The sequence below is a fragment of the Actinacidiphila rubida genome (assembly GCF_900110255.1).
In the GTDB taxonomy this organism is placed as follows: domain Bacteria; phylum Actinomycetota; class Actinomycetes; order Streptomycetales; family Streptomycetaceae; genus Actinacidiphila; species Actinacidiphila rubida.
In genome coordinates this window covers 142,789-158,304 of sequence record NZ_FODD01000017.1, presented here as the reverse complement: position 1 = coordinate 158,304, position 15,516 = coordinate 142,789, and the positions used below count along the sequence as shown (strand labels likewise).

General features: G+C 75.0%; 15 protein-coding genes. 12 read left to right on the top strand and 3 right to left on the bottom strand.

Features of this window, described 5'->3' with window-relative positions:
* Positions 1–29 precede the first annotated feature (29 nt).
* The 5 genes from BMW99_RS18485 to BMW99_RS18465 all read left to right on the top strand — a co-directional run bounded on the left by BMW99_RS18485 (position 30) and on the right by BMW99_RS18465 (position 5,412).
* Positions 30–995 (top strand): ParA family protein, encoded by a 966-nt coding sequence (locus BMW99_RS18485; RefSeq protein WP_322900208.1) that lies wholly within the window; start codon positions 30–32, stop codon positions 993–995.
* Positions 980–1,687 (top strand): hypothetical protein, encoded by a 708-nt coding sequence (locus tag BMW99_RS18480; RefSeq protein WP_075017169.1) that lies wholly within the window; start codon positions 980–982, stop codon positions 1,685–1,687. The genes BMW99_RS18485 and BMW99_RS18480 overlap by 16 nt, the downstream gene beginning before the upstream one ends.
* A gap of 292 nt (positions 1,688–1,979) precedes the next feature.
* A complete protein-coding gene (locus BMW99_RS18475; protein WP_075017168.1) occupies positions 1,980–3,284 on the top strand; it encodes a segregation and condensation protein A in 1,305 nt (434 codons plus the stop codon).
* Between the two features lie 338 nt (positions 3,285–3,622).
* A complete protein-coding gene (gene scpB / locus BMW99_RS18470) occupies positions 3,623–4,261 on the top strand; it encodes an SMC-Scp complex subunit ScpB (RefSeq protein WP_069463046.1) in 639 nt (212 codons plus the stop codon).
* Entirely contained in the window at positions 4,261–5,412 is a 1,152-nt protein-coding gene (locus BMW99_RS18465; RefSeq protein ID WP_069463045.1) for a pseudouridine synthase, read from the top strand. Before scpB ends, BMW99_RS18465 begins: the two co-directional genes overlap by 1 nt.
* Positions 5,413–5,570: 158 nt before the next feature.
* Here BMW99_RS18465 and BMW99_RS18460 read toward each other — a convergent pair whose 3' ends face one another.
* Positions 5,571–6,347 carry a nucleotidyltransferase domain-containing protein gene (locus tag BMW99_RS18460; RefSeq protein ID WP_075017167.1) on the bottom strand — a complete coding sequence of 259 codons (777 nt, stop codon included), beginning with the start codon at positions 6,345–6,347 and terminating at the stop codon, positions 5,571–5,573.
* Positions 6,348–6,603: 256 nt separating this feature from the next.
* Here BMW99_RS18460 and BMW99_RS18455 point away from each other — a divergent pair, with 256 nt between their 5' ends.
* The 4 genes from BMW99_RS18455 to der all read left to right on the top strand — a co-directional run bounded on the left by BMW99_RS18455 (position 6,604) and on the right by der (position 10,921).
* Positions 6,604–7,689, top strand: a complete 1,086-nt coding sequence (locus BMW99_RS18455) for a prephenate dehydrogenase (protein WP_069463479.1) — start codon at positions 6,604–6,606, stop codon at positions 7,687–7,689.
* 223 nt (positions 7,690–7,912) lie between these two features.
* Positions 7,913–8,599, top strand: coding sequence for a (d)CMP kinase (gene cmk / locus BMW99_RS18450; protein ID WP_069463480.1), 687 nt, complete (start codon positions 7,913–7,915; stop codon positions 8,597–8,599).
* Between the two features lie 143 nt (positions 8,600–8,742).
* Positions 8,743–9,402, top strand: a complete 660-nt coding sequence (locus BMW99_RS18445; protein ID WP_069463482.1) for a lysophospholipid acyltransferase family protein — start codon at positions 8,743–8,745, stop codon at positions 9,400–9,402.
* Positions 9,403–9,463: 61 nt separating this feature from the next.
* Positions 9,464–10,921: a ribosome biogenesis GTPase Der gene (der, locus tag BMW99_RS18440; RefSeq protein WP_069463481.1), complete on the top strand. Its 1,458-nt coding sequence runs from the start codon at positions 9,464–9,466 to the stop codon at positions 10,919–10,921.
* Between the two features lie 12 nt (positions 10,922–10,933).
* Here der and BMW99_RS18435 read toward each other — a convergent pair whose 3' ends face one another.
* Both BMW99_RS18435 and BMW99_RS18430 read right to left on the bottom strand, forming a co-directional pair.
* Entirely contained in the window at positions 10,934–11,185 is a 252-nt protein-coding gene (locus BMW99_RS18435; protein ID WP_069463483.1) for a hypothetical protein, read from the bottom strand.
* 281 nt (positions 11,186–11,466) lie between these two features.
* Positions 11,467–12,294 carry a hypothetical protein gene (locus BMW99_RS18430; protein ID WP_107451556.1) on the bottom strand — a complete coding sequence of 276 codons (828 nt, stop codon included), beginning with the start codon at positions 12,292–12,294 and terminating at the stop codon, positions 11,467–11,469.
* Positions 12,295–12,520: 226 nt separating this feature from the next.
* Between BMW99_RS18430 and BMW99_RS42905 the strand changes: the two genes are divergently transcribed.
* The 3 genes from BMW99_RS42905 (at position 12,521) to BMW99_RS18415 (ending at position 15,502) form a co-directional block, all read left to right on the top strand.
* A complete protein-coding gene (locus BMW99_RS42905) occupies positions 12,521–13,642 on the top strand; it encodes a LysM peptidoglycan-binding domain-containing protein (protein WP_079176106.1) in 1,122 nt (373 codons plus the stop codon).
* Positions 13,643–13,894: 252 nt separating this feature from the next.
* Positions 13,895–15,178, top strand: coding sequence for a glycosyltransferase (locus tag BMW99_RS18420; RefSeq protein ID WP_075017164.1), 1,284 nt, complete (start codon positions 13,895–13,897; stop codon positions 15,176–15,178).
* A gap of 105 nt (positions 15,179–15,283) precedes the next feature.
* Complete coding sequence (locus BMW99_RS18415) at positions 15,284–15,502, top strand: proteinase inhibitor I78 (protein ID WP_075017163.1); 219 nt, start codon at positions 15,284–15,286, stop codon at positions 15,500–15,502.
* Positions 15,503–15,516: the final 14 nt, after the last annotated feature.

The following is a 15,516-nucleotide window of genomic DNA, read 5'->3' as shown; positions in this document are numbered from 1 at the left end:
CGAGCACAGAAACGCAATCCCCGTACGCCATGGCGCCTTTCGACGACGACAACGACCTGCAAGACGGTCAGTTCTACGACCCCGACGCGGAGTACGAACCGGATCCGGAGTACGCCGCCACCCTCGCCCCCGACGCCGCACGCCAGCGACGCGAGCGGGTCGGCCCCACCGGCCGCCCGCTGCCGTACTTCCCGATCCCCAACCCCCTGACGGACCACGGACCGGCGAAGATCGTCGCGATGTGCAACCAGAAGGGCGGGGTCGGCAAGACCACCTCGACCATCAACCTGGGCGCGGCGCTGGCCGAGTACGGCCGCCGCGTGCTGCTCGTCGACTTCGACCCGCAGGGCGCGCTCTCGGTCGGCCTCGGCGTCAACCCGATGGAACTCGACATCACCGTCTACAACCTGCTGATGGAACGCGGGCTGGCGGCCGACGAGGTCCTGCTGAAGACGGCCGTGCCGGGCATGGACCTGCTGCCCAGCAACATCGACCTGTCGGCGGCCGAGGTCCAGCTAGTCAGCGAGGTGGCCCGCGAGTCGGCACTGCAGCGCGCCCTCAAGCCGCTGATGTCCGACTACGACTACATCGTGATCGACTGCCAGCCGTCCCTCGGCCTGCTCACGGTCAACGCGCTGACCGCCGCGCACTCGGTGATCGTGCCGCTGGAGTGCGAGTTCTTCGCGCTGCGCGGTGTCGCGCTGCTCACCGAGACCATCGAGAAGGTCCGCGAGCGGCTCAACCCCGAGCTCGAACTCGACGGCATCCTCGCCACGATGTACGACTCCCGCACCGTGCACAGCCGCGAGGTGCTGGCGCGCGTGGTCGAGGCGTTCGACGACCACGTGTTCCACACGGTCATCGGCCGCACCGTCCGGTTCCCCGAGACCACCGTCGCCGGGGAGCCGATCACCACCTACGCCTCCAACTCCGTCGGCGCCGCCGCCTATCGCCAGCTCGCCAGGGAGGTGCTCGCCCGGTGCCACGCCGAGTGAGTCTGCCGGGCGCCGACGAACTGTTCCGCACCACCGGGGGAGCCGCGCTCCAGGCACCGCAGCAGCGGCAGCACACCGGTGGCGAGGCGCAGTCCGGGGCGTCGCGCGACACCCGGCTGCGGCCCGTCCCGGACGAGTCCGAGGACCAGGGGCGGACGCCGGGCACGGCCGACGGCGGCGAGGCCGGCGACCATGAGCACCGCGGCCGCGACGCGGTACGGGAACCCGGACGCGAGACGGGGCGCGAACCCGTCCGCGACGCGGGCCAGGCGGGCGCGGTGCGCAGGTCGATGACGGGGGACCGCTCCGCGGTGCAGTCGGCCGCGGCCGGCACACCCACGGTGACCGCCACCGTCACCCCGCAGGTGCCGTCCGCGGCGCTCGCGCCCCCGAAGACGCCGGTGCCGCCCCCGGTCACCGCCACCCCTCAGCCGCAGCAGCCGGCCCGCCGTAAGGCGCCGCGCCAGAACCGGCGCCCCAGCGGCCGCGAACGGCACGACGAGAAGATCACGGTCTACGTCTCCGCCGAGGAGCTGATGGACCTCGAGCACGCCCGGCTCGTCCTGCGCGGCGAGCACGGCCTGGCCATCGACCGCGGCCGCATCGTCCGCGAGGCGGTCGCCGTCGTCCTCGCCGACCTGGAGTCGCGCGGCGACGCGAGCATCCTGGTGCGACGGCTGCGCGGCCGCTGAGCCTCGCGGACGCCGTGGGCGAGGTGCGCCGCGCGCGTGCCGTGCCGCCCGCGCCGTGGTGAGCGACCGCCGTCCCGGGCCGCCCGCCGGCCCCCACGGCAGCCTGTGCCGGGCTTCTGGCGGGGTTCACGCCGTGCGGGCAGGTTCCCCACCCCGGGGGTGCATAGAGACGGCCTGAGGCGCTTCAGGGGCGCGTACGGCAGCTCTCGCCGCGGTCTCCGTGCCCCAAGCCGCCCGGTGCCACCCGGCGACGCGATAGCCTGCCCTTTCCGTCTCCGCACCATGGACCCCGATGCCGACCACGCCCGACGACTCGCTCTCCTCCCGCCGCCGCCTCGGCCGCGGGGGCGCTGCCGCACCGTCGCAGCCGGCCGCCTCATGGGACGCCGCGGACGGTCCGCAGGACGGGGTACGGCCGGAGCCCGGCGCCGCGGTGGAGCCGGAGTTCGGCTCTGCGGACGGCGCGGTGGACGCGGAGTCCGAGCCCGAGGAGCTTGGCGCCGAGCCCGAGGAGCCGGACGCGGCGGGGGCGGAAGCCGAGCCGGAACCCGAGCCCGAGCGCGAACCCGAGCCCGAGCGCGAACCCGAGCCCGAGCGCGAACCCGACGCCGGGACTGGCACGGACACGGTCGTCGCGCCCCGGTCCGAGTCCGGGCCCGCCGCCGAGGCGGAGAGCGGGCGCGGCACGGGCGACGCCGAGGACGGCGGGAACCGCTTCACCGTCCGACTGGCCAACTTCGAGGGGCCGTTCGACCTCCTGCTGCAGCTGATCTCGAAGCACAAGCTGGACGTCACCGAGGTCGCCCTGTCCAAGGTCACCAACGAGTTCATGGCGCACATCCACGCGATGGGCCCCGACTGGGACCTCGACCAGACCACCGAGTTCCTGGTCGTGGCGGCGACCCTGCTCGACCTCAAGGCGGCCCGGCTGCTGCCCACCGCCGAGGTCGAGGACGAGGGGGACCTCGCGCTGCTGGAGGCGCGCGACCTGCTGTTCGCGCGGCTGCTGCAGTACCGGGCGTACAAGCAGATCGCCGGGATCTTCGCCGAGCGGCTGGAGATCGAGGCGCTGCGCTTCCCGCGGACCGTCGGCCTGGAGCCGCAGCACGCCGAGCTGCTGCCCGAGGTGGTGCTGAGCATCGGGCCCGAGCGGTTCGCGCAGCTCGCCGTGAAGGCGATGCAGCCGCGGCCGAAGCCGCAGGTCTACGTGGACCACATCCACGCGCCGCTGGTCAGCGTCCGCGAACAGGCCGAGCACGTCATCGCGATACTCCGCGAGCGGGGCGCGGCCAGTTTCGGCGACCTGACGGCGGACGCGGCCGACACGCTCACCGTCGTCGCCCGCTTCCTCGCGCTGCTGGAGCTGTACCGGGAGAAGGCCGTCGCCCTCGACCAGGAGGAGGCTCTCGGCGCGCTGCAGGTCCGCTGGACCGGTGGTGCGGAGGACGGCGAACAGCCGCTGGTGACCGACGAGTTCGACCAGGAGACCCCGGCAGCCCCCGACCGGCGGCGGTCCGCCGCCACGGCAGCGGCGCCCGGTGACCGCGCCGAGTCCACCGAGCCCGGCCCGGCGGCCGGAGAGGGAGAGTCCCCATGAACGAGCCGCCTGAGGCGCCGGAGGACGCGCGACCGGCCGCCCTGACCGTGCCCGCGCAGCCGACGGAGCCCGCGCAGCCCACCGTGCCCGCGCAGCCCACCGGGCAGCCCGAGCCCGCGCCGCCCGTCCAGGAGACGGTGATCCTGAGCGCCACCCCGCAGGCCGCCGAGCAGGAGGCGACCGTGCTCGCGGAAGTGACGGCGCTCGTGACGCTCGAAGCGACGGCCGACACGACGGAGCCGTCGGAGCCGTCCCGGGGGTCTGAGGGCTCCGAGCCGTCCGAGCCGTCCGAGCTGGAGCCCGGGCCGGCCGAGGGCGGCGCCGCCGCTCCCGCGGGCCTGCTGTCCGCGGCGACCTCCGAGCTGGACCTCAAGCCCGCGCTCGAAGCCGTCCTCATGGTCGTCGACGAGCCCGCGACCGAGGACCACCTCGCCAAGGTGCTGGACCGGCCGCGCCGGGCCGTCGCCAAGGCGCTGCGCGAGCTGTCCGACGACTACACCCGCGAGGGCCGCGGCTTCGACCTGCGGCTGGTGGCCGGCGGGTGGCGCTTCTACACCCGGCCCGAGTACGCGCCCGCCGTCGAGAAGTTCGTGCTGGACGGCCAGCAGGCCCGTCTCACCCAGGCCGCCCTGGAGACCCTCGCGGTCGTCGCGTACCGCCAGCCGGTGAGCAGGTCACGGGTCTCCGCGGTGCGCGGAGTGAACTGCGACGGCGTGATGCGCACCCTCCTCCAGCGCGGGCTCGTGGAGGAAGGTGGGACGGAACCCGAGACAGGTGCGATCCTGTACAGGACGACGAACTACTTCCTGGAACGTATGGGCCTGCGCAGCCTCGACGAGCTGCCCGAGCTCGCCCCGTTCCTCCCGGAGGCAGACGCGGTCGAAGCGGAGTCCCAGGAGGGCCTCCCGTCCTTCGATCCGGACGCGCCGGACGACACGCCGTCCGGTCCGATGACCACCTCGATGATGGAAACTTGATGCGAAGCAGCGACAGGAACAGCGGCGGCAACCGGAACCCCCGGAGCGGCGGCGGCAGCGGCGGAAGCGGCGGCGGTGCGAACCGGCGCGGCGGCGGTGCCGGGCGCGGGGGTGCCGGGTCCGGCCGCGGGGGCGCCGCGGGCGCCGGTGCGGACCGCCGGGGCGACGGCCGCGGCGACGACCCGCAGCGGCCGCGCAGGCCGCGCCCCGAGGAGCGTCGCTACGACGTCGGCTCCACGGGTCAGTCCGGGGCGAACAAGCCCGGCGGCATGCCGCGCACCAAGGAGTCCGGCAACCTGCCCGGCAACCGCGGGCGCAAGAGCGTGCCCGCCAGGCCGCGGGAGCTGGACGCGCAGATCGAGGAGCGCAACCGCGAGCGCCACAGCAAGCCGAAGCTCAACCTGCCCAAGACGTTCCCCGGCGCCGAGCAGGAGGGTGAGCGGCTGCAGAAGGTGCTGGCGCGCGCCGGCATGGGCTCGCGGCGGGCCTGCGAGGAGCTGATCGAGCAGCGCAGGGTCGAGGTGAACGGCACGATCGTCACCGAGCAGGGCCTGCGGGTCGACCCCGAGCACGACGAGGTCAAGGTCGACGGCCTGACCGTGGCCACCCAGTCGTACCTGTTCTTCGCGCTGAACAAGCCGGCCGGTGTCGTCTCCACCATGGAGGACCCGGACGGCCGCCAGTGCCTGGGCGACTACGTGACGAACCGCGAGACCCGGCTGTTCCACGTCGGGCGGCTCGACACGGAGACCGAGGGCCTGATCCTGCTCACCAACCACGGCGAGCTGGCACACCGCCTCACCCACCCCCGGTACGGCGTGAAGAAGACCTACCTGGCCGCGATCCAGGGCCCGCTGCCCCGCGACCTCGGCAAGCAGCTCAAGGACGGCATCCAGCTGGAGGACGGCTGGGCGCGCGCGGACCACTTCCGCATCGTCCAGAACACCGGCAAGAACTACCTCGTCGAGGTGACGCTGCACGAGGGCCGCAAGCACATCGTGCGCCGCATGCTCGCCGAGGCCGGCTTCCCCGTCGACCGCCTGGTCCGCACGAGCTTCGGCCCCATCCCGCTGGGCGACCAGAAGTCCGGCTGGCTCCGCCGCCTGACCAACACCGAGGTCGGCATGCTCATGCAGGAAGTCGACCTCTAGACCGCCCCCGGCGCCGGGCCCCCGCCCGGCGCCGAACCGGCGGCGGTCGCCCCGGCCCGAGCCCTCCGGGAAACCGTTCGCACGGGCCGCGTCCCGGCTGCCGATGCGGGCCACCGCCCAGGACGCGCTGCACGACCTTGCCGTACGGGCCCGGGTCGCTACTGGGGGGCGGGCGGGGGGAAGCGCAGCGGGGTCGGACGGGGGCGGCGCGGTGCGGCGGTCAGGCCGCGGACGCGGATGAGGAAGTCCTCGACGCGGGCGCGGTCGGGGGAGGCCGGCAGGGGCGTGGACGCGACGGCCGCGTCGGTCTCCTCGTGGAGCCTGCGCATCCAGCCGCGCACCTCGTCCCAAGTGCGCTCGCCGCGCTTCACCGCGAGGAGCGCGTCGCGGTGCTCGCCGACGTCGATCGACAGCCGGCCCGTGCGCAGCAGGTCGCGGCAGCTGATCAGCAGGCGCAGCAGGTGCATGGCGTGCTTCCAGCGCGGCCGCCCCTGGGCGCGGATGTCCGCCTCCAGCTTGTGCAGCTGCTGGTCCGCGTAGCCGCGGAACGTGGACTCGGCCTGCCGGGACAGGAACGCGTCCCGCAGGTCGAGGAGTTCGTCGCCGACCGGGTCGACGTGCTCCACCAGCGGCGAGTGCAGGCACTCCAGCAGGTTGGGGTTGGCGCGCAGCGCCAGCGCGCAGAACCGCTCGATCTCCCACGAGAACTGCTCGTCACGCGGCCCCGTCACGTGCGTCGGCGGCTTGTCGAAGCGCCAGTACAGCGGCGTCGGCGCCACGTACACCCCGCGGACGTCGGTGTCGCTGTCCTCCGTGGCCAGGCCGAAGGCGCGCGAGCCCATGACGCAGGAGTAGACCGTGTGGTCCCTGACCAGGGCCAGCCCCGGGTCCTGGGCGGACTCCGCGGTCTCCTCGGCCGAGTCGGATGCGCGCATGAGGGCGATTATGGTCATCCCTCCCTTCCGCCGCCGGGGTTTTCCCGTTTCACACGGTGATCAGAAGCACTCCGGGAGTGACCGTCGTCACGTGGGCACCGGTACGGCCGGTGCCGCGCGCGGCCGCGTCTCGACCCGCGGTCCGCGGGCCGCCGACGGCCCGCGGATGGCTAGCCTGGTATCCAGCACAGGCAGGCCCGCCAGCCCCGAGGAGCAGTGACGTGGACGTGGAGCGACCCGGCAAGGACAGCCTCCGGTGAGGACCGCACTCGTCATCGGAACGGGCCTGATGGGCACCTCCGCCGCGCTCGCGCTCAGCGCCCGCGGCGTCGACGTCCGCCTCGCGGACCACGACGAGAGCGCCGCGAGGACCGCGGCCGCCCTGGGCGCGGGCACCGCGGGCGTGCCGGACGAACCCGTCGACCTGGTGATCGTCGCCGTGCCGCCGGCCCACGTCGCCGCCAGCCTCGCCGACGCGATGCGGCGCGGCCTGGGCCGCGGGTACCTGGACGTCGCCAGCGTCAAGGGCGGCCCGCGCCGTGATCTGGAGGCCCTGGGCGTCGACCTCGGCCACTACATCGGCACGCACCCGATGGCCGGCCGGGAGCGCTCGGGCCCGCTCGCCGCCACGCCCGACCTGTTCGAGGGCCGCCCCTGGGTGCTCACCCCGACCCCGGCCACCGACACCGAGGTGCTCAACCTCGCGCTGGAACTCGTCGCGCTGTGCCGCGCGGTGCCCGTGGTGATGGACGCCGACGCGCACGACCGGGCCGTGGCCCTGGTCTCGCACACCCCGCAGCTGGTGTCCAGCATGGTCGCGGCCCGGCTGGAGCACGCCGAGGACAGCGCCGTGCGGCTGTGCGGGCAGGGCATCCTCGACGTGACGCGGATCGCGGGATCGGAACCCGCGATGTGGATGGACATCCTCGCCGCGAACCCCGGGCCGGTCGCCGACGTCCTCGCCGACCTGGCGACCGACCTCGCCGAGACAGTCTCGGCACTGCGCGGCCTGCAGTCCGCGGACGACGACAAGCGGCGCGGGGGCGCCGCCGGGATCGAGGACATCCTGCGCCGCGGCAACGCCGGCCGGGCCAAGGTCCCCGGCAAGCACGGTGCCGCCCCCAAGCCGTACGCGGTCGTGGCGGTGCTCATCGGCGACCAGCCCGGCGAGCTGGCCCGGCTCTTCGCCGACGCGGGCGCGGCCGGTGTCAACATCGAGGACGTGCGCATCGAGCACTCGACCGGGCAGCAGGCGGGCCTCGTCAACCTCATGGTCGAGCCGCGCAGCGACGCCACCCTGACCGCCGCGCTGCGCGAGCGCGGCTGGGCGCTGCGGCAGTAGCGGTCGGCGGCGCCCCGCCCGCCCGGGGGGCCCGGGCGGGCGGTCAGGACGGGCCGGAGGCGCGCCCCGGGGGCTCACGCGCGGGCCCCGGGCGCGCGCGGGGCGGCCGCGGACGGCTCCGGCGGCGTGGGGACCGCGCGGGGGCCGGTAACCTTGGGGGACGGCCATCGGTGTACCCGGGCCGCCCACCGATCCCCCCGTGTACGAGGAAGGTCCCTCCGCTGTGGTCAATACGGTCAACCCGGTGATCGTCGCCATCGACGGCCCCTCCGGCACGGGCAAGTCCAGCACGTCCCGTGCGGTCGCCGACAAGCTGGGCCTGCGCTACCTCGACACGGGCGCGATGTACCGGGCGATCACCTGGTGGATGCTCAGCAACGGCGTCGACGTGAACGACCCCGTCGCCGTCGCCGACCAGGCGGGCAAGCCGACCCTCGTGTCCGGCACCGACCCGACCGCCCCCACGATCACCGTGGACGGACTCGACGCAGCCGGGCCGATCCGCACCCAGGAGGTCACCGCCGCGGTCAGCGCCGTCAGCGCGGTGCCCGAGGTGCGCGCACGGCTGGTCGAGCTGCAGCGTGCCGCGGTGGCCACCGCCACCGACGGGATAGTCGTCGAGGGCCGCGACATCGGCACCACCGTGCTGCCCGCCGCCGGCGTCAAGATCTTCCTCACCGCCTCCGCCGAGGCGCGCGCCGCGCGCCGCAGCGGCGAGCTGAACGGCTCGGTGTCCGTCGCCGCCACCCAGGCCGCGCTGATCCAGCGCGACGCCGCCGACTCCAGCCGGGTCGCCTCCCCGCTGGCGAAGGCCGCCGACGCGATCGAGGTGGACACCACCGAACTCACCCTCACGCAGGTCATCGAGAACATCGTGGCGCTGGTCGAGGAGAAGCGGACCGGCTCGTGACGTCCCGCTCACCGCAGCCCCGGCCGGCCGGCCGGCAGCCCGGCCCGCAGGACGCCGCCGCCGGCCGGGCCGAGGGCGGCACGGCGCAGGACGGCCAGGCCCGGGACGGCCGTCCCGGAGACGGCCGGGCCGCGCTGCGGGTCCTGCGGGCCCAGCACGCCGACGCCGCCCCGGGGCCGCGCGGCGCGGCCGCCGGGCGCGCCCTGGCGATCGGCCTGATCAACGGGCTGTGGCGGACGCGGGTGCTGGGCGCCTGGCGGATGCCGGCCCACGGGCCGGTGATCCTGGCCGGCAACCACAGCCACAACGTGGACGGCCCGCTGCTGATGGGCACCGCCCCGCGGCCGGTGCACTTCCTGGTCAAGCAGCAGGCGTTCGTCGGGCCACTCGACCCGTTCCTGCGGTCGATCGGCCAGATCGCCGTGGACCGCGAGAACGCCGACCGGACGGCCATAACGGCCGCGCTGGGCGTCCTCGAACGCGGCGGCGTGCTCGGCATCTTCCCGGAGGGCACCCGCGCCGGCGGCGACTTCGCGGAGCTGCGGGCCGGCCTGGCGTACTTCGCGGTGCGTTCCGGCGCCCCGGTCGTGCCGGTCGCGGTGCTGGGCAGCGCCCGGCACGGGCGCGTCGTCAAGGCCCTGCCGCCGGTGCGGGCCAAGGTGGACATCGTCTTCGGCGACCCGTTCACCGCCGGCGACGGCAGCGGCCGCCGCACCCGCAGCGCACTGGACGCCGCCACCCGGCAGATCCAGGAGCGGCTGACCGCCCACCTGGCCGAGGCCCGGCGGGCCACCGGCCGCTGAACCACTCGCTGCCGCCGCACGGCGGCGGCAGCACCCACCTGTCGATCGACGGAGAGACCTCATGGACCAGCAGGACGAGCACGGCGACATCGGCGCGCTCGGCGACGCCGAATACGCCGAGTTCATGGAGCTCGCCGCCGAGGAGGGCTTCGACCTCGAGGAGGTGGCCGACGACCTCGCGGCCGCGGGCCACGGCCCGCTGCCGGTGCTCGCCGTCGTCGGGCGCCCGAACGTCGGCAAGTCGACTCTGGTGAACCGGATCATCGGCCGCCGCGAGGCGGTCGTCGAGGACCGCCCCGGCGTGACCCGCGACCGTGTGTCGTACGAGGCGAACTGGAACGGCCGGCGGTTCAAGATCGTCGACACCGGCGGCTGGGAGCAGGACGTGCTGGGCATCGACGCCTCCGTCGCCGCCCAGGCCGAGTTCGCGATCGAGGCCGCCGACGCCGTGGTGTTCGTCGTGGACGCCACGGTCGGCGCCACCGACACCGACGAGGCCGTGGTGAAGCTGCTGCGCCGCGCCGGCAAGCCCGTGGTGCTCGCCGCCAACAAGGTCGACGGCCCGTCCGGCGAGGCCGACGCCGCCACCCTGTGGAACCTCGGCCTCGGCGAGCCGTTCCCGGTGTCGTCGCTGCACGGCCGCGGCACCGGCGACCTGCTCGACGCGATCATGGAGGCGCTGCCCGAGGCCCCCGAGATGACGTTCGGCGGGACGGTCGGCGGCCCGCGCCGCATCGCCCTCATCGGACGGCCCAACGTCGGCAAGTCGTCGCTGCTGAACAAGGTGGCGAACGAGGACCGGGTGGTCGTCAACGAGCTGGCCGGCACCACCCGCGACCCGGTCGACGAGCTGATCGAACTCGGCGGCGTCACCTGGAAGTTCATCGACACCGCGGGTATCCGCCGCCGTGTCCACCTCGCCGAGGGCGCGGACTACTACGCGTCGCTGCGCACCGCCGCCGCCCTGGAGAAGGCGGAGGTCGCGGTGATCCTCATCGACGCCAGCGAGACGCTCGCCGAGCAGGACACCCGGATCATCTCGATGGCCGTCGAGGCCGGCCGGGCCGTCGTCGTCGCCTACAACAAGTGGGACATGCTCGACGAGGAGCGCCGCTACTACCTGGAGCGCGAGATCGAGCGCGAGCTCGTCCAGGTGCAGTGGGCGCCGCGGGTCAACGTCTCGGCGCGCACCGGCCGCCACATGGAGAAGCTGGTGCCGGCGATCGAGACGGCGCTGGCCGGCTGGGAGACCCGGGTGCCGACCGGGCGCCTGAACGCGTTCCTCGGCGAGCTGGTGGCGGCCCACCCGCACCCGATCCGCGGCGGCAAGCAGCCCCGCATCCTGTTCGGCACCCAGGCGGGCACCAGGCCGCCGCGGTTCGTGCTGTTCGCCTCGGGATTCCTGGAGGCGGGCTACCGCCGCTTCATCGAGCGGCGGCTGCGCGAGGAGTTCGGTTTCGAGGGCACCCCGATCCAGGTGTCGGTCCGGGTGCGCGAGAAGCGCGGCCGCAAGAAGTAGCCGCCGCGGCGGCTACGCCGGCCGGTCCCCGGTGTCGCCGCGGCCCGGTGGCAGGGCGGCCGGCGAGTGGTGCGTACCGCGGTGCCGGCCGCCCGGGCTCAGCGGCGGGTACTGCGCGTGCCACGCCGCGAAGCCGCGGAACTGCAGCTGCTCCTCGCCGCTGCGGTCGCCGGGCAGGGTGCGGAACAGCCGCCGGTACTCGGAGTACAGGGCGTCGTAGATCGGTGTGCCACTGCCTCCCGCCACATCCTGCGCCGTACGCATGGGCGGGATGTAGCGCTGGAACGGGGACCGGGGGGAGGCGTCAAAGGTGTGCACGCTATCGCCAACGACGGGACCAGCCCCGGGATGCGGGCCGCACGGCTGAATTGCCGATCTTTGACCTGGGCACTTTCGCGCCGGCACGCCGAGGGGCGCGCACGGAATCCCGTGCGCGCCCCTGGGTGCCGGAGGCGCCGGCCGCGGCCGCCCGGCGCCGGTGACGCTCCGGCACCGCCCCGGCCGACGGCCTGTCAGGTCCGCCGGGTTCAGGCCCGTCGGGTCCCTCAGGTCCCCGACAGCGGCATCGTCGCGGCCACCAGCTGGCCCCGCGCGCACGCCTTGGCGAGCGCGTCCCGCATCAGGTCCTCGCGCGGCTGCCGGCCGACCGACCCGGCCGGACCCGCGTAGACGTACACCTCGTTGCTCCGGTTGACCGCGGCCCGCCAGCCGTCGCTGACCTGGAGCGGCTGGTGCGCCTGCCACCAGGACGCCGCCGGGCCGCCGTTGGCGCCCGGCTGCAGCACCGCGTGCAGCTTGCCCATCGCCAGCAGCACCGACCAGCCGGGCAGCGCCGAGGGCGCCACCTCCAGGTCGAGCTGCGGCATGAAGCCCTGCTCGATCAGCAGCGGCAGGAAGTCGTCGCCGCCGCCGACCGCGCCCACCCGGGCGACCGGTCCCGTCGGCTCCACCACCAGGGCGGGCCGCAGCTGCTCCTCCACGATGATCAGCCCGCAGGTGATCCCCAGCACCGCCTGCCGGGGCGCCGGCGTGGGCCCCGGGCCCGCGGACACCGGGTCGGCGGCCGCCGGCGCGCTGCCCGCGGCCGCCACGTCGCCCGCTCCGGAGATGCTGCGGACCGCGCCCTGCAGCTGCTCCTCGGACACCGGCACGACCTGGGACGGGATGCACGCGGCGTGGGCGAACGCCAGGACCGCCGTCTCGTCGCCGACGAAGAGCACGGTGCTGGTCCGCTCCTGGCCGGTGTCTCCCGGCGTGCGGCACGAGGTGCAGTCGTACGTGCCGGGCGCGTTCTCACCCGTGAGGAGGCGCTGTGTCTCCTCGTCGCCGATCTCGGCTCGTACCTCGTCACTCACGTCGAGCATGGGCGCCACGGGAGTCTCCTTGGAAGTGCGGTGCTGCGGTCGCGATCGCGGTCCGGCGGGGCCGGGGGCCGGGCATGTCCCGGCGCACTGTGACAACGGACGGTCTGCACCCGGAGTCACGGTTTGCGGAGTTCCGGATTGCCGGACCGAGCGTGTCGCCCACCCGGGTGGGCCGCGCGGCGCGCGGGGACGTGTCGGCGGCGATTCGCGAGGGGGGTGTGCTTAGCGTGGCCCGATGATCGAACTGTCCAAATATCGTGAGATTCGTTCGTCACGGCGCAACGGCGCCACCGTGTCCGGCGTCCGCGCCGCCACCGCCCTGGCCGCGCTCGGCGCGACCGCGCTCTGGCCCCTCGTCACGCAGTCGGCGAGCGCCGCGCCTCCCCTACGCGGCCAAGCAGCGGCACCGCCCGCACGATCCGCCCAGGCCGGGCCGCTCCATGCGGGCCCGGCCGTCTCCGGAATCCAGCCGTCGGGCACCCTGGCCGGCGGCACGCCGCCCGGCCCGGCCCAGGCGGGCAGCCGGCCGTCCGGCAGGGGGGCCGGGACCCTCGGTGCGGGACCCCGGCTGACCGGCCCCGGACAGGGGAGCCTGGCGCCGTCCGGCACTCTGCCCGCGGCCGGCCCGGGCCCGCAGGGCGCCGAGACGGCGACGTCGGGCGCGCAGCAGGAGGGCAGGAAGTCCGGGAAGCCCCGAAGGTCCGGGAGGCCCGGGAGGAACGCCGGCCGGAAGCACGCGGGCAGGCAGTCCGGCCCCGGGGCCGGGAAGGCCACGGCGGCCGCCGCGGCCGCCCGGCACAAGGGCACCGCCCAGGCGGGCTCCCCGCAGGCTGCGGCCACCCCGGCCGCCCTGGCCCCCGGCTCCGTCTGGGACCACATCGCGCAGTGCGAGAGCAGCGGCGACTGGCACATCAACAGCGGCAACGGCTTCTACGGCGGGCTGCAGTTCTGGCAGCCCACGTGGCGGCGGTTCGGCGGCGGCAGGTACGCCCACAGGGCCGACCTCGCCAGCCGCGTCGAGCAGATCGCCATCGCCCAGTCCGTGCTGCGCGACCAGGGCTGGGGCGCCTGGCCGGTGTGCTCGCGCCGGCTGGGCCTGCACGGCCACCTCCCTCCCCGGCCCCGGCCGCCCGCGCCTGCCCAGCCCCCCGCCCAGACCCCGGCGCAGACTCCCGCCCCGGCCCCGGCCCCGACGCAGGGCCCCCGCCACACCGTGGCGCCCGGCGAGACCCTGTCCGGCATCGCGCGGGCCAACCATGTCGCGGGCGGCTGGTCGGGGCTGTACCAGGCCAACAAGGCGGCCGTCGGCGCCGACCCCGACCGGCTCGCCGTGGGCACCGTCCTCGCCCTGCCCTGACCACGCGCGGCACGGTCGTCGCCGGGCCGGAGGCGCCGGACCGCCTCCGTCCCGGCGCCTCCCCGGGCCTGCGCCTCCCCGTCCTGGCGAAGCCCGCTTTCCGCCCCGCGCCGGCGCCGGCTCCGGAGGGCGTTCCCGGGGCGGGCGCCCGCGCGGGGCCCGGTGTTGCTAGGGTCGGCCGGACATCCCGCCGGCCCTCAGTACGCCAGTCCACGGCCCGCGGGCCCACGGCCGGGGGGTTCGGGACATCGCATGCGTATCGCCTTCCTCATCAACAACGCCTACGGCCTCGGCGGCACGATCCGCACCACCTGCAACCTGGCCGCCCAGCTGGCCGAGGAGCACGAGGTCGAGGTCGTCTCGGTGATCCGGGACCGCGACGAGCCGTACTTCCGGTACGACCCGCGGGTGCGGCTGCGCGGCCTGGCCGACCTGCGGCCCGGCAGCGAGGGCAGCGTCCTGCGCGATCCGCGGCGCGAGCAGCCGTCCGCGATCTTCCCGCCGTCCGACCGGCGGCACGCGATGTACAGCGCGCTCACCGACGAGTTGATCGGCGCGTGCCTGGCCGACCTCGACGCCGACGTGGTGGTCGGCACGCGGCCCGGCCTCAACGTCCACCTGGCCCGCCAGGCGCCCCGGCGCCTCGTCCGCGTCGCCCAGGAACACCTCACCCTCGACACGCACTCCACCCGCCTGGTGCTGGCCCTGCGGCGCGCGTACCCGGCCCTGGACGCCGTCACCACGACCACGGAGGCCGACGCCGCGGTCTACCGCCGCAGGATGCCCGGGGTACGCGTCACCGCCGTGCCCAACAGCGTCCCGGCGTACGCGGGGCCGCCGTCGGACTGCTCGGCGCCGGTCGTGGTCGCGGCCGGCCGGCTCGCCGAGGCCAAGCGGTACGACGACCTGATCCGCGCCTTCGCGATCGTCCGCGCCGCCCGGCCCGACTGGAGCCTGCGGCTGTACGGCAGCGGCGAGAAGCGGGACAGCCTCGCCGCGCTCGTGACCGAGCTGGGCATAGGCGCGAACGTGACCCTGATGGGAGCCGCGACGCCCCTGGAACCGGAGTTCGCCAAGGCCTCGGTGCTCGCCGTCACCTCCACCACCGAGTCCTTCGGCATGACGATCGTGGAGGCCATGCGCGTGGGGCTGCCGGTGGTGGCCACCGACTGCCCGCTCGGCCCCCGCGAGATCGTCGAGGACGGCGTCAACGGGCTGCTGGTGCCGCCCCGCGACGTCGACGCCATCGCCGCCGCGCTGCTGTCCCTCGCCGCGGACGACGGGCGCCGCCAGGCGATGGGGCAGGCCGCGTACGCCTCCTCGGCCGCCTACGACCCGGCGCGGATCGCCGAGCGCCACCTCCGGCTCTTCCAGGAGCTGCTGGACGGCCGCTCCAGGCCCGCCCACCGGGCCCGCGCCGGCCTGCGGTCCGGGGCCGCCAGGACCCTCGGCGCGGCGCTGTCCGCGGCGGACACCGCGGGCGCGGCGGCCCGCAAGGCGCAGCGGGTCGCGGGCCGCGGCGCAAGCCCCCGGTGAGGCGGATATCACGGAGAACCTGTGCGGAAGTTGTGTACACGCCGGAATTGAGTACCCGCCGGTATTACCCGCGCACGACACGCCGAACGCCCTTACGGTGGGCCTATGGTGCCGCAAGCGAGCTTTCCCGGTGACAATCCGTCGGACGACCTGGACGCCTATCGGGGCATGCAACGGCAAGAAGCGGAACGTCGCGCAAGGGAGCGTGGCTGGACCACGGTCCGCAGTCTTCCGCCCGACGCCGTGGTGACGATGGAGTACGTCGTGGGCCGGATCAACTTCACCGTCGCCGACGATCACGTCCAACGCTGCTGGCTGGGCTGAGGGCTCCCCCCTCC

Excerpts from the sequence above, each read along its gene's own strand:
- BMW99_RS18485 (WP_322900208.1), top strand. The coding sequence starts at position 30 with ATGGCGCCTTTCGACGACGACAACGACCTGCAAGACGGTCAGTTCTAC.
- BMW99_RS18475 (WP_075017168.1), top strand. The coding sequence starts at position 1,980 with ATGCCGACCACGCCCGACGACTCGCTCTCCTCCCGCCGCCGCCTCGGC.
- BMW99_RS18465 (WP_069463045.1), top strand. The coding sequence starts at position 4,261 with ATGCGAAGCAGCGACAGGAACAGCGGCGGCAACCGGAACCCCCGGAGC.
- BMW99_RS18460 (WP_075017167.1), bottom strand. The coding sequence starts at position 6,347 with ATGCGCGCATCCGACTCGGCCGAGGAGACCGCGGAGTCCGCCCAGGAC.
- der (WP_069463481.1), top strand. The coding sequence starts at position 9,464 with ATGGACCAGCAGGACGAGCACGGCGACATCGGCGCGCTCGGCGACGCC.
- BMW99_RS18435 (WP_069463483.1), bottom strand. The coding sequence starts at position 11,185 with ATGCGTACGGCGCAGGATGTGGCGGGAGGCAGTGGCACACCGATCTAC.
- BMW99_RS42905 (WP_079176106.1), top strand. The coding sequence starts at position 12,521 with ATGATCGAACTGTCCAAATATCGTGAGATTCGTTCGTCACGGCGCAAC.
- BMW99_RS18420 (WP_075017164.1), top strand. The coding sequence starts at position 13,895 with ATGCGTATCGCCTTCCTCATCAACAACGCCTACGGCCTCGGCGGCACG.
- BMW99_RS18415 (WP_075017163.1), top strand. The coding sequence starts at position 15,284 with ATGGTGCCGCAAGCGAGCTTTCCCGGTGACAATCCGTCGGACGACCTG.